This window comes from Paenibacillus monticola (genome assembly GCF_009664975.1).
Taxonomy (GTDB): Bacteria; Bacillota; Bacilli; order Paenibacillales; family Paenibacillaceae; genus Paenibacillus_AQ; species Paenibacillus_AQ monticola.
On sequence record NZ_WJXB01000002.1, the window covers coordinates 476336 to 502200 of the forward strand.

Below are 25865 nucleotides of genomic sequence, written 5' to 3' on the forward strand. Positions count from 1 at the left end.
CAACCTCTATCCAGAGTTTGACTTGCCCTCAGTAAATCCGAACATATTGATAAATACGATATAGAATGGATAGATTATGAGCGCACCCATACCTATAATACCCAATCCATGGCTTGGCTGTTCTCCTGGATCGGTAATAGGAAAACAAGATGACAGCACATAAATATACAGAGCTAAATATGGGAACCACATAATTGCGGAAAAGTATCTTAGATTCATTCCATTCATATAATTATATGTAACATAAACGAACAAAACTGTAGATAAAATAAAAATTGCAATATTGAGAATAAACACTATTTTATCGACCCTATTTATGTCCCAACCTGTAACCCTGCTAATGCGGTAAATATTCGCTACAAGCTCTATTTCGATGAAGAACAATAGTCCGTATAAGGCGCTGATCGCGTTTAATTTTAAGAAGAGCCGCATTTCCAGTTCCTCCTCAGCTCCACAGCCGCTCAACATTAACAAGTTCCATTTCATGAAATTCCAGCTTATAAATATCCGGTTTCGAGGTTTGCTCAAAGAATTCATAATCATAGACTTCATCAAAATAGTTCAAAATAAGCGTCATAATATTTCCGTGAGTGCCTATAGCAATTGTATCGCCTTTGTGCTGCTCAAGTAGCTGATTCACAATGGGAATGGCGCGCTCCTGCGCTTCCAAGGTGCTTTCTCCACCCAGCATTTTAAAATGCTTGTCCGTGAAGGATGTCCGAATACCTTGCAGGATCTCTTGCATGTTCATCTCGATCTCCGTACTACCGATATTTCGTTCTCTCAGCTCCTCATAGATCACAATCTCCTGCTGAGATGCTTCGGCTAGATATTTTAGCGTATCGATTGCTCTTCTATAGGGGCTAGAGACAAAATGGGTAATTTTTTCCTTCGCCAAAAGCTCCTTGATCCGGAGAGCGTCCGCTATTCCCTGCTCGGAGAGTCCCCGATTCCGCTCATCCCCCAGCACAAAAGGCGAAACTGCATGTCTGACCATATAAATATACGTATTCATATCACTCATACATGCTCCTTAACATACCCGGATCTTTGATGAATAGTTCCGGTGGATAAGGAATGGCAAGCTTAGGGCGTTCATTCTCCTTAAAAAACTTAAGCTCCTCCACCTCCTCATCCACTCCTCTAAGTGTTCCTTTGACAATGGAGCACTCAAAAACAACCGTCAAATACTCCACCTGATGCCCATTGCTGTATTCATATTTATATTTCTCACCGCCAAAAGTACCTAATATCCCCACAGGATTAACCAATAATCCCGTTTCTTCATATACTTCTCGCCGTACAGCTCTTGATGGGGTCTCTCCCGGTTCAATCGCTCCAGCGGGCAAACCCCAAAGCGTTTCACCCGGTTTACGGATGAATAAAATTTCTTCCTCAGCGTTTCTTATGATCGCAGCTACCGCTGGAATCATTAACAGCTCAGAGCCGACTTTTTCTCGCAGATCCCGATAATAGGCAGACATTGGCATGTTCATCATCCTTTATTGTTATTGTTGATTATTATGCTGCTTATTCAACTTGAATTCCATTGAACGCTACAAGTTTTCCTTCAAAATCCCACTATATTCTTTGCCGGCTGAATACATGTCATGGATTTCAAAAAAACGCTATCCTTTACAATATACAACAAAAAAACGCCTTCGAACTCAAGAAATTCTGAGTTCGAAGGCAGATTCAGGCACGTCCCTTAGGATTTCCCCTTGGGGTTAGCTAACTGTATAATCATAATGACAAGAACGAGCAATGCTATGAGCTGATCAGTACTCATCTGCGTCCGCCTCCATTCCCAATTGAAGGATGGCTCTTCGGACGGCATTTCCTCTCCCAAGGATGCTGCTTCGTTCCCCACTTTCAGAATATGAGGCATTGAAGTCGTTTATTACCGAATCATTAGGAGGTGTTAGCTATTTCTCTTTTCAGACGAAAGCTTTCATCAGCCTCATCCTCATCCTTCACTAAGCTCCAGTGCTTTCTCGCCCCGGCGACGGGTCCAGCAGGTCCATAACAGATCGGCTGTCGCAAATAGAGCTACCGCAGGCAGCACTGACCCCCACATCGTCTCAACACTACGATATAAAAGCTCCAAGAGTGGTTGAATCACATACAGGCAGGCCGTGGCGAGTAACCACCAATACATAGAAAAGCGTAGACAGATATGACCCTGCAGCTGATGAGACATGCTTGAGTAATCCCACCATTGCTTATGGAACAGCGTCTTCAGCAGCCAACCGCTGACATATTCAACCGTAGAAGGAATCACTAACGTAAGCAAAAGAAATAGCGGAAGCGGTACTTCCAGATTCATTGCGAGGAGCAGCAGAAGTGGTGCAAAACCGTACATCGGTTTAAATGGCCCTTTTAGAAATCCTTCCTTACGAAAGGCTCCAGTGCTGTACAAGTTATAGGTTCCCTCCAGCACCCAGCCCAAGAAAGAATAGATCATAAAATAAAAGAAGTATTGGCTGGCAACAGCAAACGGCATGAAACCATCCAGTGAAATTTCTGGTGTAATCAAAATATGTCCCGCCTCCCGGTTGTCAGTATTGGCATCAGGTATGTCGGGACATATTATGCCTTAGTTTGACAGGAGATATGCGGGGAAACAGAAACGGATGCTGTTCGCGAAAATAGTAAAGAGGGGTGGCGAACCCCTCTCATTGTTACCTAATTAAGTTTTGTAAAGTACCTTATCTCTTCTTTATCCGTATAGAATCCAACCGATTCGTATAACGACAAGGCGGATTTATTAGTAGTCAATACCATGAGGTTAGCGTATTGAAGTTGATTTGACTTTAGATATCTCAAAGCTTCTGTAAGCAAATACTTGGCAATGCCGAGCTTTCTCCATGGTTCACGAACAAAAACATCTTCTATTACACCATGATCTTCTTCTTGCCATGCCATCAATCCGCCAAGAAGGGTGTCTGCCTGTCGTATTACCATGGATGTCCATAATAAGTGCTTTTTGTATTCAGACAATCTATTCAGCCCTAATGGAGTGTCAGGCCAAATTTCAGCTTCAATATCTAGGTAATCCCTTTCCTCGGGAGATGTCTCCATCTTCCAATATGAATATTGAAATCCTTCTCGTAGCTTTAACTCGGAAATGGGTTCATTCAAGTCTCGATTCATGCTAAACAAACTATCCAGATGATGATACCCTTTTTGGATAAAAAACTCATTGTTTGCTGTTTCTGTCGAATCGTTACCCACACAAAGTATTGTTCCATATTCTTTAGGTAGGGTCTCTTTTAATTCAATTGCTCTTAAGTAAAGATATTGATAGACTTTATCGAGCAAATCAATGTCACTTTCTCTTTCGGGAATGGCTTTAAGATTAACATATATGGAGTGATTGTTTTCTTTTAAAAGACCTGAAGGGACAACGTTAATTATACTAACCTGACCCTTTGCGATCATTTTCCCATTTTCAAACGCACAATAAACGTTACCCCAATTATCTTCGTCTCCGACCCACCAAAAGATTGTATTTTCTTTCGCAGTTACTGTTTGATGCAATACACCTAACAAAGGCATATCTTCATTTTGGAAATTACGAATTAAAATCTCTGTTAATGATTGGTTCAAAATAATCCCCCTCACACCGGGACAAGAATTTGCCCGTGCTTCTATTCTTTAAGCTGTTCCTTTAGATTCAGCGGCAACAAGTGATCGCCTTGTTGTCTTTTCAGCGTCTCCAGCTTCATTTCACTACGCACGCCAAAGTCTGAGCCGTATTTCTTTTCGAGATTTTCCATGAGGGCACTTCCGCGTTTTTGCCGATACCGGCCGTTCTCGTTCCGACTTCGCATTCCATTTCCTCCTCGCAATAAATTGCTGTCAGTCCTGAGAGTTCTGCGATGATCTTGGGGAATAAGACGTGTTAAGGTTGTACCTCTTTCCAGTATACATTATTTAACATAAAAAAAGACTGCCCGCTAAGGACAGCCTAATATTTCATTCATTTATTTATTTCTGATTCTTGGGAAGCGGGTCTGGATGTGCGGTGTCTGCAGGCTTGGCCATCCATGCGTCTGCTTCTGGCTCAATATCTACACCATTTTCCATCTTCTTTTGCTCCGCTAATGAATCACCATCTTTATTTTGCTTGTTACGGATTTGAGCTTCGTCTTGAATATGATCTGCCATGTGGAGTCCTCCTTCATACGCTTTACAATTCTTGTTCCTTAGTTATAGTTACCCGTTAGGGTATATTACAAACATGGACTCAAGATACTATCTGCGCATATGTTAAAGTTTATCCACCCAGTCATTTTGCAGCCGTTGGTATAATTCAACAGCAGCTTCCCAGCCCTTTGCCGGAATACTAATGATGATGGTGTCGTGAGTAGTACTCCCTTGATTGAGACTGTTATACAGATCATTTTTGGTATCGTTTGGTTGATACGACTGCTGAACCGCAAGACTCCATTGACTGAAGTCTTTATTCGCATAGACTTGCCCTGGAAATGGAAGCCTTCTGCCTTCTAGTGCACAGTACATGAATCCCAATTCCGGAGACAAACTGCAGTTAGTATACTGTATCCCATTAATCCTCATCTCACCCAAATACGACTCCGACTTTTCGTCAAAAGCACCCTTCAAGGCAATCTTCACCGGCTTCGCAAAACTTGTATCCTGTAATTTATACGCAGTGACTTCGATTTGGCGATCCAGACGAATCACCTTTGGGGCGCTTCTAAAGCCATAGACAATCAACCCGGTTAAGACCAGGATAGCTATACTCCAATACAGCAGCTTCTTCATAACCATCACTTCCTCATGTCAAAAGATGAATACCATATTTTAACAATACATGAAATGTTATGGTTGTGACAATCTATTTTGTTGCACTACTGGTACATGATCCAGGCCACTAGTGGCCCGATTATGGAACCCACGATGGCACATACCGTCATCGCTACTGAGCTCATGGAAACGGAGCGTTCTCCATATTCCAGCGCTTTCGCTGTACCGAGAGCATGGGAGGCCGTACCCATTCCAATCCCGATTCCCACTTCACTTTTAATTCTGAACAGCTTAATGATATAGGGTCCGCCAATAGCGCCTGTAAACCCGGCAATCATTACAAAGACAGATGTTAAGGAAGAATCACCGCCGAGGCTGCTGGAGATCTGTATGGCTACAGGGGTTGTGATCGATTTAGGCAATACGGAGAGTACGTACAATTTCGAGAATCCCAATCCGGCCGCTAGCAGCAGACCGCTAAACATCCCAACGAGCAGACCCGTGACAGCACCTCCCACAATGGCAGGAAAGTTCTCCACCAGCACATTGCGTTGTTTATATAAAGGATAAGCTAACGACACTACTGCAGGCCCAAGTAAGCGATTGATCCATTGGCCGCCAATCATATATGTGTCATAAGAGATGTGAAAATAGAGAAGCAGACTGACCACGATGGCAGTAGCAGTAAGTGCTGGCATCAGTACAGGGATACGATAACGTCTGTAGATCACGGACATGATCAAATAAATAGTCACATTAAGCAGAATAATTCCGACTGCGGTAAAAAACATTATAATTCCTTCCCCTTCTCTTTTATACTGCTGCGGACGCTTCTACTACTGCTCCATCCTTCCAGCCACTGACTGGAATGCGCCGCTGTTACCATCGTCAATATCGTGCTTACGATAAGGATAAGAATTAATACTAAACCTCTACCATTAAAAATATCTAAATGGTTCACAATTCCGGCTGTCGCCGGAATAAAAAATAACGGGAGATACGATAAAATAGTGATAGACCCATTTTCGATCCATTTTACAGGCACAATTCGAAAGATCAGTAAAATAAACAGCAGGATTAAGCCAACAATACTCCCCGGAACCGGGAGATGCAGCAGCTTTTGCAGATAGTCGCCAACCATGTAAAATAGATACAAGAGCGCGACTTGGACAATGATGACCAAGATTTTCATGAGCCAGAATCCCTTCAGTATGAAATTAATAGAGCCAATAAAAGCTGTACTCTATTAGCGTAACAGAATTTTCATGAAAGTTTCAATAATTTTTCGAGAGTTGTATGAAAAAAGCCAGCTTCCAATAAATAAGAAGCCAGCCACTTTCATTGCTTATATCCACTGAACCACTTGATCCGCCGTTTGCCGTGTTTTGCTGAGCGGCTCATGCAGACGATACCCGAAAGCCACCATACAAGCGATCCCGAAATGTTCGACATCCATAATTCCTTCTTCAGCCAGTACTCGCTCAATCTCTGCCTTATCAAAGCCCTCCATCGGGCAAGAGTCAATGCCGATCATAGCTGCGGCCGTCATCATATTGCCGAGGGCTAGATAGGTCTGGCGGCAGCCCCACTCGAACATGGCCCGTTCATTCTCTTGCAGCCGGAAGCCCGTCTTCAGAAAGGCGTCATAGACTTTTCCTTTTCCCTCTGCAGCCTCTGGAGGCAATTGCTGAACATTCTCCATCATACCTTTGATATACTCGGAGGCAGCAAGCATGTCTTTAGGTAATCTGGCGAGAATAAGCATAAAATGACTGGCGCTCGAAAGCTGTTTGTTGGCTCCCCTTGCGTACGGGCGCAGCTTCTCGCGAATCTCTGGACTTTGCACAATTACAAATCGCCAAGGCTCAAAGCCGAAGGAGCTTGGTGACAGGCGTCCGGTTTCCAGAATAAATTGGAAGTCGGTATCGCTGATTTTTTTATGGCTGTCAAATTCTTTAGTAGCGTGTCTAAAATGGAAGGCAGATAATATTTCTTGCTGGATTGGAGATAAATTTTCCATGATTCGTACACCCTTTCTTGGCGTTTCTTGACGCATAGCAAATTTGTCGATCTCAAGCTTAATATTAGAACAACTTGTATACCAATTGATACTATAGGAGTGGAAGCGTGATGCGCAATCGAAAAGGCGGATTTGGAGAGAATGCCACAGAGGAAAATGGCCTAGCTTGCCCAGTAGAATTTACTTTAGATGTTATCGGGGGCAAATGGAAGGGAGTTATCTTGTTTCACCTAATGGAGGGTACGAAGCGATTTAACGAATTCCGCCGCATATGCCCCAGCATTACCCAGCGTATGCTAACTTTACAGCTGCGGGAGTTGGAAGAGGATGGGGTGGTTCGCTGATTCCGATCATTAAGCTTATGAGGGACTGGGGCGAAGTGTACAAAACAAAGCAGCTTTCCGCAGAAAGCTGCTTGGATGTAACAGATAGCACGCTATAGGCTAACGCTGTACCGTTATTTTTTTCCATTGAAGAAAGCTTCTGACTTCTCTTTGTGTTGATCCGTTACCTGGCCTGACAACGCTCTAATACCTGCGGCAATAACCGCAGCGTCATCTGTAAAGCCTAAGCCGATCAGTACATCGGGAATTGCATCCACAGGGGAAATAAAATAGGCTAGCGCACCAAAGGCTATGCCTTTGGCCCATAAAGGTGTTTTGGCATCTACCGCACAATAATACATGGCGATAGCATCTTTGGTGAAGGGGATTTTTCCGGCAAATCTCTTCGTTTTAGTCCAGAAGTTTGCTGTGACAAGCTCCTCATTTGCTGTGTTGTATTCTAAATTCCCCACTGCAAGTTCTACAGTGTTCTTGTCCTCATTATGCTTCATTAGGGAAGGCCTCCAGATAATTTCAGATGAAATGGATGAAAACCATTATACTCTATATTACACGCCCAGCATGATTTGACGCTAGTTTGTGAACAAAACCTCCTATTCTAACGCGCGTTTCTTAACCGTTGCAGGCTTTGTTAACTTATGTCGCCTTTTGTAAAACTTCTGTAAAAGGGTTGTAATGCGCGGAATCAACAGCTTAAGATATAAGCGAACTTAGTTTTTTTTCGGAAAAGGGAGCAATCAATGGAGATGGAAGCGAAGCGGCAAGAGGAACAGCACAAGAAAAGAAGCAAAATCTCCGCCCTTCTAGAGGTGCTGAGTGTATCTACAAAGCTTGGATTAAGCTCATTTGGGGGACCGATTGCGCACCTAGGTTATTTTCATAATGAATATATTCGGCGGCGAAAATGGATGGATGAACGAAGTTACGCTGACCTAGTTGCCCTTTGTCAATTCCTGCCGGGTCCGGCAAGCAGTCAGGTCGGGATTGGTATCGGGTTGATCAGAGCGGGAATATGGGGCGGAATTGTCGCCTGGATAGGCTTCACACTTCCCTCCGTCATAGCTTTAGTAGCTTTCGCCTTCTTGCTGAAAGGCTTCGATATCGGCAACGCTGGCTGGATTCATGGACTCAAAATCGTTGCAGTAGCCATAGTATCCCAGGCCATCCTGGGCATGGGCCAGAAGTTGACGCCGGATCGTAATCGGATCACCATCGCGGTAATCGTCGCTGGCCTTTCTTTACTTTGGCAAACTGCTTATAGCCAGCTCTTGCTTATACTTGTGGCTGGAGTGGTCGGGGTATGGTTTTACCGCAGCGTAAAGGTGGAGCAAGCCCCTCAGCTACCTATTGCCGTTAGCAGGAGCTTTGCCATCAGCTGTCTCTTGATATATGTGGCTCTCCTACTGGCACTTCCTCTTCTCAGAGAATGGGGACAAAGTGAAGGGATAGCCTTGTTTGATAGCTTTTACAGATCTGGCTCGCTAGTATTTGGTGGAGGTCATGTTGTGCTGCCGCTACTTGAACGGGAAGTCGTCCCAACGGGTTGGGTAAGTAAGGCCGATTTCCTGGCAGGATACGGTGCAACCCAAGCAGTCCCGGGACCTCTGTTTACTTTTGCTGGTTATCTTGGAGCCATGGCTGGAGGAATATCAGGGGCTGCGATAGCTGTTATTGCGATCTTCCTGCCAGCCTTTCTCCTTGTAGCTGGTACTCTGCCCTTTTGGAACAGCCTGAGAAACAGCCCCAAAATTCAAGGTGCACTCACCGGAGTTAACGCTGCTGTCGTAGGACTGCTATTAGCCGCTCTATATGATCCCCTTTGGATTACAGCCATTGTGCAACCTGCGGATTTCGCGCTGGCAGCCCTGCTGTTTATCCTGCTTGTATTCTGGAAGCTTCCCCCTTGGGTGGTCGTTCTCGCAGGGGCCGCTGGTGGAATGCTGCTGTAATTTGGGAAAGCACTCCCCCTCAGAAGTCCGGCGCCCAGTCGTTGACCATATATTGGAATCCGCCGACTTTGTCCACTGTGTAAATCTCATAAAAACGATAAATTATACGCCCCAAGAATATAACTGTGAGGATGCTGCCAATCCACGGGTTTGGACGATAATACCAGCGTCCGTCCCGCAGTTTTGCTAGCTGACGATCAGAAGGTGATTCGGCAAGGGCTTGGGTATGTGATAGGATTGCAAAGAGATATGGTGTTGGCAGGCAAAGCCTCCGACGGGAATGATGCTGTTGACATGGCCGTCCCGATGTCATTCTCATGGATATCCAAATGCCTTACAAGTCTGGGATTGAAGCCACACAAGAGATCTTATCCTTGCCAGCTTTTGAAAGCGTTATTATTATTAATATCAATACTTACGAATCAAATCCAAAAGGAGATGTAAACCATCAGATACGGAACTTTAGCACATACAGTTGGCTGCTTGCCCCTCATGCAATTAACAGCGGCACTTCAGAGTTATGATATCAGCTTTGTGCAGCTGGCGCTGTCCAAGGCGATACAGGACATTGACACTTCTCCCGGCAAGCTTAGTCCTGGCCTAGCCAGCTATGTTGGAGAGCAATTCGATAAAGCAGGTATTCGAATTGGTGTGCTCGGCTGCTATATCAACCCTATTCATCCCGATCCGGCGACCCGGAGAATAGAAATTGATCGTTTTAAGGAGCATCTTCGTTATGCCCGCCAATTCGGCGCACCCATGGTTGCTACTGAGACGGGAGCACTGACCACTTTTAAAGAATATGATCCCTACCGTTACGAGGAGATAGGCTGGGAAGCACTAAAAGAAACCGTGAAAGAATTGGCCGAAGAGGCGGAGAAATGTGGCGTCTTTCTAGGCCTTGAGGGTGTCTTCAGCCATACGCTTTCCACACCGGAGAAAATGCGTCGCATACTGGACGAGGTTCCTTCTACCTCGATTGGTGTAGTCTTTGATCCCGTTAATTATATTGGAGATAATATCCAGTTACAGGATGAAATCGTTGACAGCTCCTTGAAGCTGTTTGGCGATCGGATCATCGTCGCACACCTGAAAGATATTTATACGGAAAAGAACAAGATACGCCATGGCAAGGCAGGCCGGGGACTCTTCCATACGCAAGCTTTCCTGACCAAGTTACAGAAGCATAAACCGATGATCGATGTGTCATTGGAGGACATTGCTGGGTATGAGATCAATGAGACGGTTCATTTACTGCAAAGACTCAGTTCTATATAAAAATACAGACCCTGGTTTATGGATAGATCATCCATATAGCCAGGGTTTTTTATGCTGATTGAAAAAGCACATTATATTGATCTTTGAATAAAATAGTAAACAAAATGCTTAATTAATATATGACACTTACTTATTAGAAGGGATGCGATCATAAGTTGAAGTTAACATTCCCCATTCTTACCTTGTGCCTCGGTGGAGCACAACGAATGCTGGTAGAACTCACCAATGGACTTACTGCAAAGGGCCATCAAGTCATCATTCTAATGCCGCTGGAGGGTGTTATCTCTTATGACGTTCATTCAAGTGTGCTTCGCACCCCACATACCCTACTTCGCGAACAGGATTTCCCTCTCGCAGATATCATTGTTTCCAACTTCTATACAACAGTTCCTGTAGCTCAGGCAGCCAGCAATAATGGAAAAGGAATTCACGTGAGACTTTCCTTATGTTACGAACCGCTTTTTTTGCCGAACAATGAAATATCCTTCCCTTCCTATCATATAACCAAACATCTGATCGTTCTTTCACGTTGGCAACAGGAGCTGGTCAGATTAAATCACGGGATAAGCGGAAGCATTGTTCCGGTAGGGGTTAGCGCCTCCTTTAAAAACTTGCATATCCGGGAGAGCCTTCAGGAACCCTTAAATATTACTGCTATCTTAAGAAAGGTTGAAGAGGGATTCTCGCATCACCGGGATCAGGACTATCTCATACAGCAGTTAGAGCTTGTCAAAGCGCAATATCCCAAAGTAAATATAAATTTCATATGTCCACCAGAGGAATTCTACACTTCAGTGACCTTGCAATCCATTAAAGCTACCGGAAGATTCCGCTTCTTCACGCCACAGAATGATCAAGAGCTCAACTTTCATTACAATGGGGCAGATATTTTTGTGAGCTCCAGTATATTTGATACCGGATCTTTACCAGGACTCGAAGCGATGAGCTGTGGTGCAACACTGGTCTCTATTTATGCTGGAGGAAATTTGGAATATGCCCGGCATGAAAAGAACTGCCTGCTTTCTTACCGATATGAGAATAGGCTTGCCGAAGATGTAATTCGCCTAATTAAGAACACCGCTCTAAAAAATAAATTGGCTGAGCAAGGAGAACGTGATGCTGTAAATTGGACCTGGAATAATAGTGTTAATATCCTGGAGCAGAGATTAATCAGCATTATTACCACAAGCTAATTACTGTATCCTTTGCTTTTTTACAAACTTCCGTGCATTCTGCACTGCATTTCGTTAATGAATAGTTTAAACTGTTACTATCAATAATAAATATGCCGGAGGTGAGGTAATGAATATGAATGAAACGGATCAGGAATCTGTAAGCTTGGAGTTCAAATATATGGTAAGTGGAGATTCCATTTCCAAAGGTGTTGTGTATGATGAAGCCAGAAGCAAATATGTGATCTTGGAAGACAACTATGTCTCTCTCCTCCAAGGTAAACTGAAGGGTGCGCTGCGCAATACAGCCCGATTCGGCAACACGCTGATGAAAGGCCTAAGCAATCTGAAAAGAGATGTTCTAAAAGAGAAACCCGATGTGGTTCTTATCGAATACGGCGGAAATGATTGTGATTTCATTTGGGCAGATATTGTAGACAACCCTGATGCAGAGCATAGCCCCAAGACAGATTTTTCCACATTCGAGAAGATGCTGCTAGATATGATTGATTTTCTAAAAAAACAGCAGATCATGCCGATCCTTATGAGTCTCCCTCCTCTGGATGCCGATAGTTATTTCAAATGGGTTAGCCAGAATAATCCGGCTTCTGAAGTGAATATCTTGAAGTTCCTAGGGAGTGTGACCAAAATCTATTGGTGGCAGGAAAGATATAACTCCACCATTATCAAGGTCGCAGAGAGTACCAAAACAAAAATTATTGATGTTAGGGGTGCATTCCTCCAACATCCGGATTACACCAAGTTTATCTGTTTGGACGGAATCCATCCCAATAAAGAAGGACACCGGATTATCTTCGACAAAGTGCTTGATTTTATTAGAAACAGCGAACCCAATCTACTCCTAGATAGCACTGGACAAGCTGCACCAAGCCAATAATGTTATCAAGGTCTGCAGACACATCTATATGTTCTGCGGGCTTTTTTTGTACCCTTATCTACTCTTGCGGTATACCCCTGGCGCCACTCCATACCGTTCCCTGAATACGCGGTGAAAATAAGTATAGCTGCCGAAACCTGTTTCCTCCGCGATCCGCTCCAATGTATAGTTGCTGTTGTCCATTAACCGCAGCGCCATTGCCAGCCGAATCTGTCCTGCATATTGCATAATCGAGTACCCGAACTGGGCTTTGAATAAATGGACTGCCCTAGTCACACTAATGCCTGTATGTTTGGCAACCTCCTCCAGCCTGATGACTGCTGTGGCATGCTCCTCGATATAGCTCTTCATCTTGAGTGCCAGGAGCAGCGATGTGGACGAAGTTGCCGGTGCTTCTTCAATAGCCCGATCCAGCAGTAAACATAATGCTTTGAACAAAAGTTCCAGAATGTCGGTGCTGCCGCCATCGAGCCTTCTTTTCTCCAGAATGAGCTGCTGCCAAATACTCTGAAGCTTACCATCATCCGCAATTCTCACTTTCTTGGGTCTGTCCCGCTCGTTCCACCAGCGGTCAACCCACTCACCTGTGCACATAACATAATAATCCGCGCTAAATCCCAACGGACTTTCCTTCTCCCCTATCCGCAGATCATAGATTTCGCCAGGACGGAATAATAGTAAATCTCCGGGCAGAATAGTAACCATGCGGTCTTCAATCAGGGCTTCAGATTCGCCTTCCGCTTGAAGTCGGATAATATAGGTATCCAGACCATTTCGAAAAGGTTGCCGAAAAGGCTGAATATGGCGGGAAAAGGCACTGAGATGAATATGAACATTGTTTCTTTCCATTACAGATCCTCTTCTCCTTTTAAGGTTATGACCAGATTGTTGAGGTTGTTAGCCATATTGTTTCTTCAAAGAACAACGGAATTCCTTCTATAATAGAAAATAGAAGAATATGCTTAGGAGGCTATCAACCGCTATGAATAAAGGAAACATTCGCGTAATTCAAACAGCAAAAGATACTGGAGACCGCTTAACAGAGTTAGAATCGCTAACTTTCAGCCCCGATTCTGCAGAGAAGGAAATGGAACTCATCAATATTTATGATGATTTGGAATATCAAGAAATTGAAGGCTTCGGCGGTGCACTTACTGAGGCCTCGGCCGTAACCCTAGCCAAGCTTAGTGAAGCAAAACAGAAAGAAATTATCGATGCTTATTTTCATCCTGAGCACGGGATCGGCTATACCCTATGCCGCTCACATATCCAGAGCTGCGATTTCTCGTTAGGTAATTATTCTTATGTTGAGGATGAAGACCCACAGCTACGCTCGTTTAATATCTCACGGGATCAAGAATCGATTATTCCACTGATCAAGCAGGCAGCGGCCGCAGTAGGTGAGAATTTCCGTTTGTTCTCTTCCCCATGGAGTCCACCGGCTTGGATGAAGACAAACGGTGAAATGAACAACGGTGGTAAGCTTAAGCCGGAATATCGGGAAGCTTGGGCGAAGTTGTTCGTTAAATATATTCAATCCTATGCAGAAGCTGGTATTGATATCTGGGCAGTGAGTGTGCAGAATGAAGCTAAAGCTGCTCAAATATGGGATTCCTGCATTTATACCGCTGAAGAAGAGAAGGATTTTGTCCGTGATTACTTGGGCCCTGCTCTGGAAGAAGCGAACTTAGCCCACGTGAAGATCATGATCTGGGATCATAATAAAGAGCGGGTATACGCCCATGCGAAGACGGCATTCGAGGATGCAGCAGCCTCCAAATACATTTGGGGTATTTGCTTTCACTGGTATTCCGGTGATCACTTTGAAGCGCTGTCTGCCGTACATGAACGCTTCCCCGACAAGCACCTATTCTTCAGTGAAGGCTGTCAAGAAGGGGGCGTACATCTCGGGTCCTGGAACACAGGTGAACGTTATGGTCATGATATTATCGGCAACCTGAACAACTGGATGTCTAGCTGGACGGACTGGAATATCGTGCTTGATGAACAAGGCGGTCCTAACCATGTAGGCAATTATTGCGATGCTCCAATCATCGGCGATACCAAAAATGATGAGGTCATCTTTGAGAGCTCATTTTATTATATCGGACATTTCAGTAAATACATTCGTCCAGGAGCCAAACGGATCGGCAGCTCCAAATATACCGATAAGCTGGAAACAACCGCTTTCCGCAACACTGACGGAACGATTGCCGTCATCGTGATGAATCGGACTGACAACCTGATGCCATTCACACTGAATTGTCAGGGACAGGTGGCAGAGACTACTATTCCTGCTCACGCTATTCAGACCTTGCTGTTCAGCTAATGGTATTGTAGCTTGAAGCAAATCCTCATAACACAAAAAAGACAGTCCAAATGTTGTATTTCAACACTGGATTGTCTTTTTTAATAAAGGAAAATTACTAGATTACGCTTAAGTCAGCTGCAGGCATAGGTCCAGTGTACACAGATTCAGGCCGGAAAATGCGATTAACACTGGCTTGCTCCAGAATATGGGCAGTCCAGCCTACGATTCTTCCTAAAGTAAACGTAGGAGTAAACAAGTCTGGAGATATCTGAACAGCACGCAGTATTGCAGCTGCATAAAACTCCACATTCGTAAACAGACGACGTCCGGGCTTGAATTCTTCCAATAAACGAATGGCGGTATTCTCTACATGAATCGCCAGTTCGAACGAGGGATCTTCCCCTGTCATTTGCAAGGTGACAATCCGGAGCGCCTCTGCACGCGGATCATTGGTTTTATAAATACGGTGCCCAAATCCCATCAAACGGGCCCCATGTTCCAGTGCATTACGCATCCAGGGCTCTGCTCGATCCTTCGAGCCTATTTCCTCAAGCATAGCGATCACTTCGTAGGGAGCTCCGCCGTGTAGCGGGCCCTTCATTGCTCCAATAGCTCCGCATACCGCTGCGTTCATATCTGATTGGGTAGACAGAATGACTCGACCCGCAAATGTCGAAGCATTCATCCCGTGTTCCATACCCAGAATTAAATATGCATTAAGTGCTTTACTATGGGATTCTTCAGGAAGTTGGCCAGTTAACATATACAAATAATTCGCGGCATGACCTAATTGGGCATCCGGTTCTACTATAGGTAATCCGTTTAATTTTCGATATCTGTAAGCAACAATACTCGGAAGGACTGCGGTCAAACGCTCGGCTTGTTGCAGTGTGGGTGGCCAAGCAACTCCTGCTGCATCTCCAAGCGCTGCAACAGCAGTCTGCAATACTCCCATCATTGAGATCGACAGGGGGAGCAAATCAATGATCTCGCATATGTATTCCGGTATGTTCCTCAGGTTAGCCAGTCGCATATGCAACTGCTCCAATTCATCCTGTTCCGGCAACTGCCCATTCCAGAGTAAATAGGCTACTTCCTCATAACTCTGTTCAATTGCAAGATCCTTTGCTAAATAACCTCTATAGACCAAACGACCATTTTCTCCATCTACTAAGCTAATATCCGTTTCTGCAGCCACAATACCTTCAAATCCAGTAACCTTTGCCATCGTCCCTTTGCCCCTTTGATCATTTATATATATAACGAATGAACCTCTATTTAAAAGTATATACTTGATTGTCTATATTGTATGTTTATTGTTTTTTATGAACCGATAGAAATATTTGATGGGATGGAGTGCGAAATAAACATTTTTCGACATGAATAGAGAAACCAAAAAAACTCACTTTAGCAATAAGCAAGGTTTATATTTCTGGTTCAATGTATTGAATTCAACTTTCTCATAAGAAGTCAGCGTTGATCACTTACAGAGGCAGGGTCAAACTATTAATTGTAACCCCGCTTCCAGAATTGTTGAGGTAATTGGGTAAGTCCCCCTATAATATCCAGTATCATCCTTTTCTTATCTGCGTTTGTGAATCAAACCGCTACAGTTCGGAGGGTTCTTACGAATAATCACGCTATGTATGCACTGCTCCAGGAACGTATGAGTGAAGCGAATTGAAACCATGAAACAGCAAACAAGCAGGCCCCTGTTACATACAGGAACCTGCTTGTTTGTTAGACATTTTAACAATCTATAAACCTACTTCAATGCACTCACACTCAAACCGGCAAAAGAAACAGGAATCCCTTCGGGATGACTAATCTGGATAGTGCATGTTTCATTAGGCAGCAGGTCAAAGTAATTATCACTAAAGCGAATTCGACCTTGCGGCAAATCGATTTTGACCATCCGCGCCAAGGTCCCCACTGCTGTTATCGTCACGGTCTGTGATACCTCATCTGATACGACCTCAAGTTCTGCAGCCTTCATTAGCAAGTCCTTCTGATCACGCAGGTAATAGAGGTTGTCAGGGGCAGCAAATCCGTCGGCTGATACCTTTACCACAACATTTTCAGCTAAATTGCCATTAAGTGCCTCTGCCTCGTCCATTTTTCCTAGATATACTGCCGCATTACTAGAGACGTTAGCCTCCCAAGTCTTAGCGTACACTTCCTCACCCTCGTAGGTAATAACTTGTAAGGTCACCTTTCCCGCATAAGAGTCTAATGTATCGTTTACGACCCATACCTGGAGCGGCTCACCCGGCTCATGCGCAATAGATATCAATAAAGGATGATAGAACTTTTTGGCGTAATAGTAAGAAGCCTTTGGCAACAGTTCGTAGTCGATCATCGACCAGCTTGTCCCCGGCCAGCTATCATTCAACTGCCAGATTAAGGTACCGCTAGTCCGTTGCTTATTTCGCCGGTAATGCTCCACGCCGTATTTTAAGCCTTCAGCTTGAGTCAGCATAGAGAAGTTCATATACTCCTCAATATTCTGGGGAATTCCGGTGTATCCCTCCATCAACAAAATACCCTTCTGATGATTGGTATCCTTATTCCGGTAGGCCATCTCCACACTACCCCAATAGAACTGGCCTGCGGGTATATTTTTCTCTAAGGTATACCGATTGGCTGACGCATGCATGCCAAATTCACTATTAAATAAGGTGAAGTCTTTCTTGAAATTTTTGAAAGTAACCCCTTCAATACTATAATCCAGCACTGGACGATCTCCGAATTGCCGCGGGTATACGGAACCATGCCAGACTTGCCAATTATGCCGGTCTCCTTCGTTCGGATCATTATCATCATTTCCACCATAAGGGGAAGATGGCCAGTAGGCGCGACTATCATCCAGCTCGGCAAGCACCTCAGGAATCAATTCATGGTAGATGCTTCTGCCATAAAATGGCGACGTAATATCCCCGCTGGAGGATTTCATATCATACAACCAATCAATCTCATTATTCCCACACCAGAGCGCCAAAGAAGCGTGATTACGTAATCTCCTGACATTATAAATGACTTCTTTACGTACATTGTCCATGAAATCCCGGTTGAAGTCTGGAAATAACGCATTGGCAAAAGCAAAATCCTGCCAGACCAGTACACCCCGCCGATCACATTCGTTGTAAAAAACATCCTTCTCATAGATTCCGCCTGCCCAGACCCGCAGCATATTCATATGACCTTCGACGGCCAAATCAATCAACTCACAATACCTGGCATCCGGCGCTGAACCGATGAAATGATCTACAGGTATCCAGTTAGCGCCCTTGGCGAATATTTTGACCCCGTTTAGCAGAAAAGCAAAGCTGGGATTATCATTCTCATCCTGCAGTTCTAATTCAAGGGTGCGGATACCGAGAGTTTGCCGGCTGCTGTCCACCTGCTGTCCATCGGCGAACAGATTGACTTGCAGCTCGTACAAATATGGTTGCCCCAGATCATGAGTCCACCATAGCTGAGGAGCACTCACCAGCATATCTACACTTGCAGTTGTCCCCTCCACCGCGATTCTGTCTTCCGCCACCCGTTGTCCGGCCTGATCCACAAGGATAATCTCACAATCTATATGGAGATGTTTAGCGTAGGCTTTCACCTCTACATCAATTAATACAGTCGCTTCATCTGTGCTGGCATCTGCTGTTCTGGCGAATACAGATTCTAGCTTGGCAACAGACTTCCGCTCCATACGTACCGCTCCCCAAATCCCGACAGTGACCATTCGTGGACCCCAATCCCAGCCGAAATTCATCGCGGCTTTACGAATCCACGGACGTTCCTTCGTATAGGAGGACCACTGGAACAGCTCCTTCTGTTCATGATGCATACGGAGTGGATCGAATTTCACGGCGATACAGTTCCAGCCGTTGCGTATAATTCGGGTAACATCAAAGACATGGGCCATCAGCATATTGTTAGTTGTCCCTAGATCAAGTCCATTTACGAATACGGTTGCAAACGTATCCAGACCTTCAAAGATCAACTCATGCCGCTCATCTGATTTCTCTGTAATCTCATAATTGAATTGTCCCCGGTACCACCATTCCTCATCTTCAATCCAGCGGCTCTTGATATCGTTATGGCCGAAATAAGGATGATCAATAATATTCCGCTCGATAAGAGTGCTATGAACATCCCCTGGAACCTTGGCAGTAATCCAGAAACGATCGTCGAATCCGGGAGTAGCCAATTCATAGGGTTTCATTTGTCCTGCTGGAAAGTGTTGAAGCTTCCACGCTGCGGATATTTGCATGCTCTTCATCTCCTAAAGGGAATCACACGGTGTTGACCCACGAAATTCGCTGGGTGTTTTGCCCGTATGCTTTTTAAAGATTTTACTGAAATATTTGACATCGCTATACCCCACTTGGGCGGCAACTTCACTGATTTTGGCAGGAGAGCCCGCTAGGACTTCCATCGCCCGCTGCATTTTGATCCGGGTGACGAAATCGCCAAAGGTAATGCCGGTCTCCTTCTTAAATACATCACTCAGATGATTGGGATGAACATGAATATGCTTGGCGACACGTTGCAGACTGACATCATGCTCCAGATGCACCTCAATAAAAGCTCTGGCTTTGTTGATATGTGCAGCTTGACCTTCCGCAATATCCGTATGGTACATTCTCATGATATTATACAGCTGTTGAAACAGCTCATCTTTAGAAACATTGTTCATACTGGCTTGCAGCTGCACGGAATAGTCCTTCAGCATATTCTCACGCCCCGTGATTTTCAGCAATCGATCCAACCAGCGTTGCGATACGATCGTAACCGATTGTATCGCAGCTGCTAGCGATTGAAGCGTCAGCTGCGGGTCATCCATTAATTCTTGAATATACTGCTGCACCCAATTCTTCAGCGCAACCACGTCATTATCCAGAAGGATGACTGCTAATCTTTGCTCTTCTTCTCGCGTACAAATACTCTTGCCACCTGTACGTTGCCTGATCTCCTCGTAGCTCCAGCTCTTCTTCGGCAGGAAGGATTGATATCCTGTTGCATAATCAGCAGACCTGTAGGATTCATGCAGCTCTTTCATGTCTGTGACAGCTACTCCTGCCGCTGCATAAAGGGTACATTTCAGCAACCGTTCTATTTTGTGGCAGATGAATTGATCCGGCTGGAAATCACCGCTCCATTGCTGTGTAGGTGTGACAACAACAATTCGATTCTTCTGAATCAAGGTGACACAGGTTAATAGCTCATGCAGCATATTCTGAACAGCATACACCAGCAACGAGTTAGCATTAGCACCTCTGGCCTGATCCCAGCCTTCGGCCACTATAATGACAACCTGCATACTAGTGTTGCCATTCTCTTTTTGTATCTGACTTAGAAACAGCAGCTGATTCGGTTTATCCAGTGGAATCGATTCTCCATCAATGACATAGCGCTGGAACATGTGATCCTTCTCGTCCGACTTTGAGATGACATTCTGGCTGTGGTTGACCCAACTTTCCTCCACACGTTGTTTCGCCTTTAGAACGGTATTCATAATCTCTTCCGGTCGACTGGTCTTCAGAATGTAATCACTGATATTCTGCCGGATGGCTTGCTGAGTATAGACGAAATCATCATACCCCGATAAAATAATGATCTCTAGCTCAGGCAGGATCAGACTTGCTTCCTCTGCGAGCTGCAGACCACTTTTCCCCGTCATTTGAATATCGGTCAACAGAATATGCGGTTTCTCATGAGGAATTCTCTCCAAGGCTTCTTCCGCAGAGGCGGCAGGCTCGAGCAGCTCTAAGCCTAGGTCGTTCCAATTAATGACCTTGGCCAATCCTGTTCTAATAATGACTTCGTCATCAACAATCATGATTCTCATATTATCCCTCCCGGATGGGAATCGAGAAAGAGATACGAGTTCCCTGGTTTACACGACTCTGGATATTCAACTGTGACTCGGGACCATAATGAAGAATCAGACGTTCATTCACGTTCCTTAAACCATACCCACCCAGCCCCTCAAGGGGTATATCCTCTGTACTTATGAGGTTACTTCTCACTTGATCCAGCCGCTCTACAGTCATGCCAATCCCATCATCAAGAATGAGAAAGCACATCAGCCCCTCTTTTTTCTCCAGATATACCGTGATCGTTCCCTTCTCCTGCTTCTTCTGAATTCCATGCAGCATTGCATTCTCCACCAATGGCTGTAACAGAAGCTTCAGCATGACCTTATCATTCAATTCAGCATCGATGATGAAATCCAGCTCAAATTGATCAGGAAAGCGAATCGATTGGATCTGGGCATAATTCTGGATATGTGCCAATTCCTGATGGACGGGATAATAATCTTTTCCTTTATTCAGACTTATACGCAGAAAATCGCTCAACGCCTGCACCATATCGGCAATACGCTTCTCATCGTCCATGAGCGCAATCCAGTGAATCGAGGACAACGTATTATACAGAAAATGCGGATTAATCTGCGCTTGCAGGGCCCGAATGTCAGCCTCTTTCTTCCGAACTCCGTCCCTGATCAATTGTTCCTTCAAGATAGCGATTTGCTTACCCAGCATATTGTAGCTTTTACCCAGCATTCCAATCTCATCCGTTGAAGCACTCGGAAAAATAGGCAGCGGACGTTCCGGATCAATTCGGGTTAACAGCCTCGTAAGCACGCGGAGCGGGTTGGTCACCCACTGAACGACAAACAAAATCAGCCCCGTACTAAGCCCTACTGAGAGCGCTACGGCAATAAGGGTGAGCTGCCAGATGTAACGATTCTGTGAGCTATAGATGTCATACGGTATCGTACCGATCAACATCCAGTTTAAATCAGGCTGGCGATAGTGTAGAATTGTTTGTTTGGCTTCGCCTTCTCCAAAGGTATTGCTGCCTGACTTGGCTTGGCTTAATCCCTGGATCGCTCCTGGATACAAGGTATCAAAGGATTTGGACAGCCAGCTTTTATTCGTAGCGGAGAGAACTTCACCTTTATCATTGACCAAGGCGACTTGACCTTGCCCCTCCCCCAGCTGTGGCTGAGACCAATACTCTGAGATCACCGCTTCATCCAAACTAATGGTCAGCCAGCCTAATGAATTATAATTGTGAATACTCCGCAGCGGCCTTATGAATGTAATAATATTCTTTGCTCCTGCGTAATCACGGACCGAATATACACCCGTCCATTCCTTCTCTTTAACGGCGCTCATATCCAGTTGACTGGATAAATCAGAATCATACAAGGATGTAGTCGATAATTCTGCTGACTCATTAGACGGATAGATCGTAATGTCAGAAATGTAGGGCTTGGAGCTGGCCAGATTAGTGATCATCCCTACGATATCCCCACTACTGCTGCTGCTATTGCTACTACTACTGCTAACCTCGTCTAACGAACCCAGCCACTCCTGGATATCACGGTCTCCAATGAGGAAGAGCGAAATATTCTCGACGTCCTGGATGATGAATCGTAAATTCCCATCCATCTGCCTTAAGGTGTCCATCCCGACAAGCTTTGTTTTGTCTTCAGTAATGCGTAAAGAAATGACATAAGCAAAGCTACCTAGAAATAACAGCGGGATCAGGATCGAAACCAGCATTAAGATAAACAGCTTGCGTCGCAAGGAGCTCTGTATCCATTGTCTCATTTAGTGCTTGCTCCTCCATCTTCTACGCCTCTAGGTAGCTGCCTTTAGAGCAGAAGTCTAGCCTTTAACTGCTCCTGCCGTCATCCCCTTCATTACTTGATCCTGGAATATCAGATAGATCAGAATGGTGGGAATGACGGAGATCGTCATCGCTGCCAGTGTGAGACCATAATCCGTCTGATACCCGTCGGCAAAGTTAGCTATTCCCAGAGGGAGTGTTTTTAGTTTTGTTTTATTAATAAGAACTAAGGCAAAGGAGAAGTCATTCCACGAATGTAGAAAGCTTAAGATCGTAACCGTAGACAAGGCAGGTGTGGATATCGGCAGAATAATCCTTCTGAACAGCCCCCATAAGCCTGTGCCATCGATAAAAGCTGCTTCTTCAATCTCTTTAGGGATAGTGCTCAGGTAAGCCGTGAGTACAAAGATCGCCGTTGGCAGAGCAAACGCCGTATATGGAAATATTAAAGCCCAATACGTATTCAGCATGGACATTTGTTTCATCAGAATAAAGAGCGGAACCAAGGTGCTATGAATGGGAATCAGCATCCCGACCACGAAGAAGGTCATGATCCAACCCTTCAAGCGGAACTGAAACCGGGCCAGAACAAATGAGGCCAAGGCTGCAATGAATAAAGTGATCATCAATGAGCCTACGGAGACAATCATCGAGTTCATAAAAGCGGTTCCAAGCTTCGAGCTTTCCCAAGCGCGACTGAAATTATCAAAGTGCCAAATCTCCGGCAGCCCGAAGGGATGGCTATAGAAATCCTCATTGGTCTTAAACGCACTGATAACAAGCCAGAAGAAAGGGTACAGAGTAAAAATACCATAACCCGTCAATAACGTCCAAAAAAGTCCTTTTTTCGTTCTCATTATATTCATGCTAGTCCCTCCTCTCTGATCTACTGTTTAGGCTTTCTGCTGGTAATCCATTGGCTGGACCCGATTAATATAAGACTGATTAGCACAATGGTTGTGGAGATTGCACTACCAAAGCCATAACGGTAAGAGGTGAACGTTGAGTTATACATATACGTGGCTAAAAGTTCTGTAGCATGTGCCGGTCCACCTTTAGTCATGATATAGACAAGGTCAAAGGATTTCAGACTGCCTGAAATACAGAGAACTAATGCTACTTGTACCGTGCCCCAAATCATAGGAAGTGAAATCGAGGCTAATTTCCTTAATCCAGTGGCCCCATCGAGCTGGGCGGCATCATGAATTTCTCCCGGAATATTCTGTAGTGCAGACATGAAGATAATGAGATACAAACCTACGAAGCTCCAGATCAATGGAGGAATAAGCGCGAAAATAGCGATTTTACCATCAGATAACCATTGCAGCTTCCAGCTTTCCAAACCTAATGTATCTAAGAAGAAATTGAGAATGCCGATCTGTGGATGGTAAATATATTGCCAAATCATCCCGATGACGACGGTAGACAGTACCATTGGCAAGAAGATTGCCGAGCGCAAGAACCGTTGCAGGAAATTATTTTTACTCAACAGAATGGCTAATATAAGTGCGAGTGGCACCTGGCCCAGAACGGCTGCTCCGACAAAAATAAAATTGTTCTTCAGCGCACGCCAGAATATTGGGTCATGTACAATTTCCACATAATTGTCTAATCCAATAAATGATGAAGCTCCGATCCCAGACCAATTGAAGAAACCATAATATGCCGACCAAATCACGGGTACAAAAACAAATAATGCATAGATCAGCATGGCCGGAAGTAAACCCATTATTATAAAACGACGACTTCGCAGAGTATTCATCAAGTTTCACTTCCCTTATATGAAAGGTGAACCCTCCCTTACGGGAGGGCCTGTAAATGCTAATGTGTATCTTATTTACCAAGCGCCTTAGCTTGTGCATCCTGTATTTTCTTAGCGATATCTTCCGGTTTTCCACCCATCAGCAATTCCTGCAGACCATTATTGGTGACTTCAACGGCAGCAGAGCTTAATTTAGCGTCATATACTGGGCTAATCTTTACATTCTTCATCAATTCATGCAGCTCAACGAATAGCGGATTTGCTTTACTTGGGTCTAGCTCCAGGTTATAGCTTATCAACGTACTGCTATCCAACGTGGCCTGTTGTCCATCTGGACCGGACAGAGCATATAACAATTCCATCGCCGCGTCCTTCTTGGCACCTGTTAATTTCTTGCTAATTCCCAGTCCTGTTCCCACAACACCTGCGGTAGAGCCTGCATCACCCTTGCCTCCAGTAATAGAAGGAATAATGGTAATATGCGTGTTATCCAGTACTTCTTTAGGTGCATTGCTTACCAGGTTCGCCAATGCCCAGCCCCCATCAATAACCATGGCCGACTTCCCTTGGAAGTAGAGCTGCATCATTTGAGTTTCATCAATACCGTTGAACCCATCCTGAAAAGCCTTTGCTTTACCTAAGTCCTGCAGAACCGTTAGTGCTTTGACGAATTCAGGATCAGTAAACTTCGCGCCATCCTGATTCACGGCCTTTAAGAACCAATCCGAGCCGGTTACACGATCTGCGAGAGTACTGAAAATAGTGGACTGAGCCACCCAATTCGTCTTATTCCCTAAGGCAATGGGAATGATATCATTCTTATTAAAGGTATCAATCGCTGTCATAAGCTCATCCCAAGTCTTAGGAATAGCCACCTTATATTGATCAAACAGCAGTTTATTATAGAAGATAAATGAAGTTGGTGCTAAATTCATTGGAACAGAATAAATGTTATCATCAATCGTATAACCATCCAGCGCATTTGGAATGAAGTTGTCTCTCCACTCTGGCTTACTGTCCAGAAATTCGTTAATCGGCTGGAGAAGATCTCCCTTTTGGAATTCCTTGGTCATAGCATCAGGCCACATCACGAATAGATCCGGCATTTCATCAGCGGCTGCTACGGTTCTAAGCCTAGTCTTCAATCCATCGGTCGGAAGTCCTTCATCTTCCAGCGTGACCTCCGGATGAGCCGTTTGGAAATCCGCTAACAGTTTCCGCATCGTCACCGACTTCGCATCCTGGCCTGTCCAGTTATGCCAAACCGTTAAGGTCACTTTTTCCCCAGTGCTGCCTTCGTTATTGGCTGCTTCTTGATTGCTGCAGCCCACTAACATGAATACCGATACAGCAGCGGCTAAGGCTGCCTTCGTAAATTTCTTCATTTGTATGCCCCCCTAAAAGTTTTAATATCTAATATCATTTTAATGTTAACGCTTACAATATATCAGGGGTCAAATTACAGTGACAGGGTAGACAAATATAGGGTGTCACATATACTCAGAGAATAACCCGAGTCGCTTGTCCTGTTGAACTCCTTATATTACCTTACATATTGGATTAGCCGTTACCTCGCATAACGAGAACACAACGGTTACAGCATCATTTCAAAACTTCTCGTTAATCTAAGCAGTAACAAGCAAAAAATCAGCAAGTCTCCGAATGATTGGAGACTTGCTGATTTTGATTTTTCCGTCTATTAAGAAGCACCGAATTCCCC

General features: G+C 44.6%; 27 protein-coding genes and 1 pseudogene. 7 read left to right on the forward strand and 21 right to left on the reverse strand.

The window, feature by feature from the left end; genetic code table 11:
• Positions 1 to 6 precede the first annotated feature (6 nt).
• From GJB61_RS06645 to GJB61_RS06695, 11 genes are all read right to left on the reverse strand, one after another.
• The gene (locus GJB61_RS06645; protein WP_154117678.1) at positions 7 to 486 is read right to left on the reverse strand and encodes a hypothetical protein; all 480 of its coding nucleotides are present in this window, start codon (positions 484 to 486) and stop codon (positions 7 to 9) included.
• Positions 446 to 1024: a histidine phosphatase family protein gene (locus GJB61_RS06650; protein WP_229521508.1), complete on the reverse strand. Its 579-nt coding sequence runs from the start codon at positions 1022 to 1024 to the stop codon at positions 446 to 448. Before GJB61_RS06650 ends, GJB61_RS06645 begins: the two co-directional genes overlap by 41 nt.
• Positions 1017 to 1490, reverse strand: a complete 474-nt coding sequence (locus GJB61_RS06655; protein ID WP_154117679.1) for an NUDIX domain-containing protein — start codon at positions 1488 to 1490, stop codon at positions 1017 to 1019. The genes GJB61_RS06650 and GJB61_RS06655 overlap by 8 nt, the downstream gene beginning before the upstream one ends.
• A 476-nt stretch (positions 1491 to 1966) precedes the next feature.
• On the reverse strand, positions 1967 to 2536 hold the full coding sequence (locus GJB61_RS06660; protein ID WP_229521509.1) for a putative ABC transporter permease: 570 nt from the start codon (positions 2534 to 2536) through the stop codon (positions 1967 to 1969).
• Positions 2537 to 2685: 149 nt separating this feature from the next.
• Positions 2686 to 3558 (reverse strand): GNAT family N-acetyltransferase, encoded by an 873-nt coding sequence (locus tag GJB61_RS06665; protein ID WP_154118152.1) that lies wholly within the window; start codon positions 3556 to 3558, stop codon positions 2686 to 2688.
• A gap of 92 nt (positions 3559 to 3650) precedes the next feature.
• Entirely contained in the window at positions 3651 to 3833 is a 183-nt protein-coding gene (locus tag GJB61_RS06670; RefSeq protein WP_154117680.1) for a hypothetical protein, read from the reverse strand.
• A gap of 157 nt (positions 3834 to 3990) precedes the next feature.
• Positions 3991 to 4170, reverse strand: coding sequence for a hypothetical protein (locus tag GJB61_RS06675; RefSeq protein ID WP_154117681.1), 180 nt, complete (start codon positions 4168 to 4170; stop codon positions 3991 to 3993).
• A gap of 102 nt (positions 4171 to 4272) precedes the next feature.
• A complete protein-coding gene (locus GJB61_RS06680) occupies positions 4273 to 4788 on the reverse strand; it encodes a hypothetical protein (protein WP_154117682.1) in 516 nt (171 codons plus the stop codon).
• A gap of 86 nt (positions 4789 to 4874) precedes the next feature.
• Positions 4875 to 5561, reverse strand: a complete 687-nt coding sequence (locus GJB61_RS06685; protein WP_154117683.1) for an LrgB family protein — start codon at positions 5559 to 5561, stop codon at positions 4875 to 4877.
• On the reverse strand, positions 5561 to 5962 hold the full coding sequence (locus tag GJB61_RS06690; RefSeq protein ID WP_154117684.1) for a CidA/LrgA family protein: 402 nt from the start codon (positions 5960 to 5962) through the stop codon (positions 5561 to 5563). The genes GJB61_RS06685 and GJB61_RS06690 overlap by 1 nt, the downstream gene beginning before the upstream one ends.
• A 153-nt stretch (positions 5963 to 6115) precedes the next feature.
• Positions 6116 to 6790, reverse strand: coding sequence for an NAD(P)H-dependent oxidoreductase (locus GJB61_RS06695; RefSeq protein WP_154117685.1), 675 nt, complete (start codon positions 6788 to 6790; stop codon positions 6116 to 6118).
• Between the two features lie 110 nt (positions 6791 to 6900).
• On the opposite strand from GJB61_RS06695, the pseudogene GJB61_RS06700 reads away from it, so the two are divergent.
• A pseudogene (locus tag GJB61_RS06700) lies at positions 6901 to 7232 on the forward strand (winged helix-turn-helix transcriptional regulator).
• 15 nt (positions 7233 to 7247) lie between these two features.
• On the opposite strand, the gene GJB61_RS06705 reads toward GJB61_RS06700, so the two are convergent.
• A complete protein-coding gene (locus tag GJB61_RS06705) occupies positions 7248 to 7625 on the reverse strand; it encodes a YkvA family protein (RefSeq protein WP_154117687.1) in 378 nt (125 codons plus the stop codon).
• Between the two features lie 249 nt (positions 7626 to 7874).
• Between GJB61_RS06705 and GJB61_RS06710 the strand changes: the two genes are divergently transcribed.
• The gene (locus GJB61_RS06710; RefSeq protein WP_229521511.1) at positions 7875 to 9083 is read left to right on the forward strand and encodes a chromate transporter; all 1209 of its coding nucleotides are present in this window, start codon (positions 7875 to 7877) and stop codon (positions 9081 to 9083) included.
• 19 nt (positions 9084 to 9102) lie between these two features.
• Here the strand turns inward: GJB61_RS06710 and GJB61_RS32675 are convergent, their stop codons facing one another.
• Positions 9103 to 9402 carry a CcdC protein domain-containing protein gene (locus tag GJB61_RS32675; protein WP_476703951.1) on the reverse strand — a complete coding sequence of 100 codons (300 nt, stop codon included), beginning with the start codon at positions 9400 to 9402 and terminating at the stop codon, positions 9103 to 9105.
• Between GJB61_RS32675 and GJB61_RS31120 the strand changes: the two genes are divergently transcribed.
• The 4 genes from GJB61_RS31120 to GJB61_RS06730 all read left to right on the forward strand — a co-directional run bounded on the left by GJB61_RS31120 (position 9401) and on the right by GJB61_RS06730 (position 12431).
• Positions 9401 to 9607, forward strand: coding sequence for a response regulator (locus GJB61_RS31120; RefSeq protein ID WP_195724257.1), 207 nt, complete (start codon positions 9401 to 9403; stop codon positions 9605 to 9607). The two genes, GJB61_RS32675 and GJB61_RS31120, sit on opposite strands and share 2 nt — an antisense overlap.
• Positions 9576 to 10361 (forward strand): sugar phosphate isomerase/epimerase family protein, encoded by a 786-nt coding sequence (locus GJB61_RS06720; RefSeq protein ID WP_154117688.1) that lies wholly within the window; start codon positions 9576 to 9578, stop codon positions 10359 to 10361. Before GJB61_RS31120 ends, GJB61_RS06720 begins: the two co-directional genes overlap by 32 nt.
• 155 nt (positions 10362 to 10516) lie before the next feature.
• Positions 10517 to 11554 carry a glycosyltransferase family 4 protein gene (locus GJB61_RS06725; RefSeq protein WP_154117689.1) on the forward strand — a complete coding sequence of 346 codons (1038 nt, stop codon included), beginning with the start codon at positions 10517 to 10519 and terminating at the stop codon, positions 11552 to 11554.
• Between the two features lie 109 nt (positions 11555 to 11663).
• Complete coding sequence (locus GJB61_RS06730) at positions 11664 to 12431, forward strand: SGNH/GDSL hydrolase family protein (protein ID WP_229521512.1); 768 nt, start codon at positions 11664 to 11666, stop codon at positions 12429 to 12431.
• 54 nt (positions 12432 to 12485) lie between these two features.
• On the opposite strand, the gene GJB61_RS06735 is transcribed toward GJB61_RS06730, so the two are convergent.
• A complete protein-coding gene (locus GJB61_RS06735) occupies positions 12486 to 13280 on the reverse strand; it encodes an AraC family transcriptional regulator (protein WP_154117690.1) in 795 nt (264 codons plus the stop codon).
• 133 nt (positions 13281 to 13413) lie between these two features.
• Between GJB61_RS06735 and GJB61_RS06740 the strand changes: the two genes are divergently transcribed.
• On the forward strand, positions 13414 to 14760 hold the full coding sequence (locus GJB61_RS06740) for a glycoside hydrolase family 30 protein (RefSeq protein ID WP_154117691.1): 1347 nt from the start codon (positions 13414 to 13416) through the stop codon (positions 14758 to 14760).
• 97 nt (positions 14761 to 14857) lie between these two features.
• Here GJB61_RS06740 and GJB61_RS06745 read toward each other — a convergent pair whose 3' ends face one another.
• From GJB61_RS06745 to GJB61_RS06775, 7 genes are all read right to left on the reverse strand, one after another.
• Entirely contained in the window at positions 14858 to 15970 is a 1113-nt protein-coding gene (locus tag GJB61_RS06745; protein ID WP_154117692.1) for a citrate synthase/methylcitrate synthase, read from the reverse strand.
• Positions 15971 to 16507: 537 nt separating this feature from the next.
• Positions 16508 to 19012, reverse strand: coding sequence for a beta-mannosidase (locus GJB61_RS06750; RefSeq protein ID WP_154117693.1), 2505 nt, complete (start codon positions 19010 to 19012; stop codon positions 16508 to 16510).
• A 12-nt stretch (positions 19013 to 19024) separates the two neighbouring features.
• Positions 19025 to 20590, reverse strand: a complete 1566-nt coding sequence (locus GJB61_RS06755; protein ID WP_154117694.1) for a helix-turn-helix domain-containing protein — start codon at positions 20588 to 20590, stop codon at positions 19025 to 19027.
• A gap of 1 nt (position 20591) precedes the next feature.
• Positions 20592 to 22364, reverse strand: a complete 1773-nt coding sequence (locus GJB61_RS06760; protein WP_154117695.1) for a sensor histidine kinase — start codon at positions 22362 to 22364, stop codon at positions 20592 to 20594.
• Between the two features lie 57 nt (positions 22365 to 22421).
• The gene (locus GJB61_RS06765; RefSeq protein WP_154117696.1) at positions 22422 to 23249 is read right to left on the reverse strand and encodes a carbohydrate ABC transporter permease; all 828 of its coding nucleotides are present in this window, start codon (positions 23247 to 23249) and stop codon (positions 22422 to 22424) included.
• 20 nt (positions 23250 to 23269) lie between these two features.
• Positions 23270 to 24145 (reverse strand): carbohydrate ABC transporter permease, encoded by an 876-nt coding sequence (locus GJB61_RS06770; RefSeq protein WP_154117697.1) that lies wholly within the window; start codon positions 24143 to 24145, stop codon positions 23270 to 23272.
• Between the two features lie 71 nt (positions 24146 to 24216).
• The gene (locus GJB61_RS06775) at positions 24217 to 25530 is read right to left on the reverse strand and encodes an extracellular solute-binding protein (RefSeq protein ID WP_154117698.1); all 1314 of its coding nucleotides are present in this window, start codon (positions 25528 to 25530) and stop codon (positions 24217 to 24219) included.
• Between the last annotated feature and the right edge of the window lie 335 nt (positions 25531 to 25865).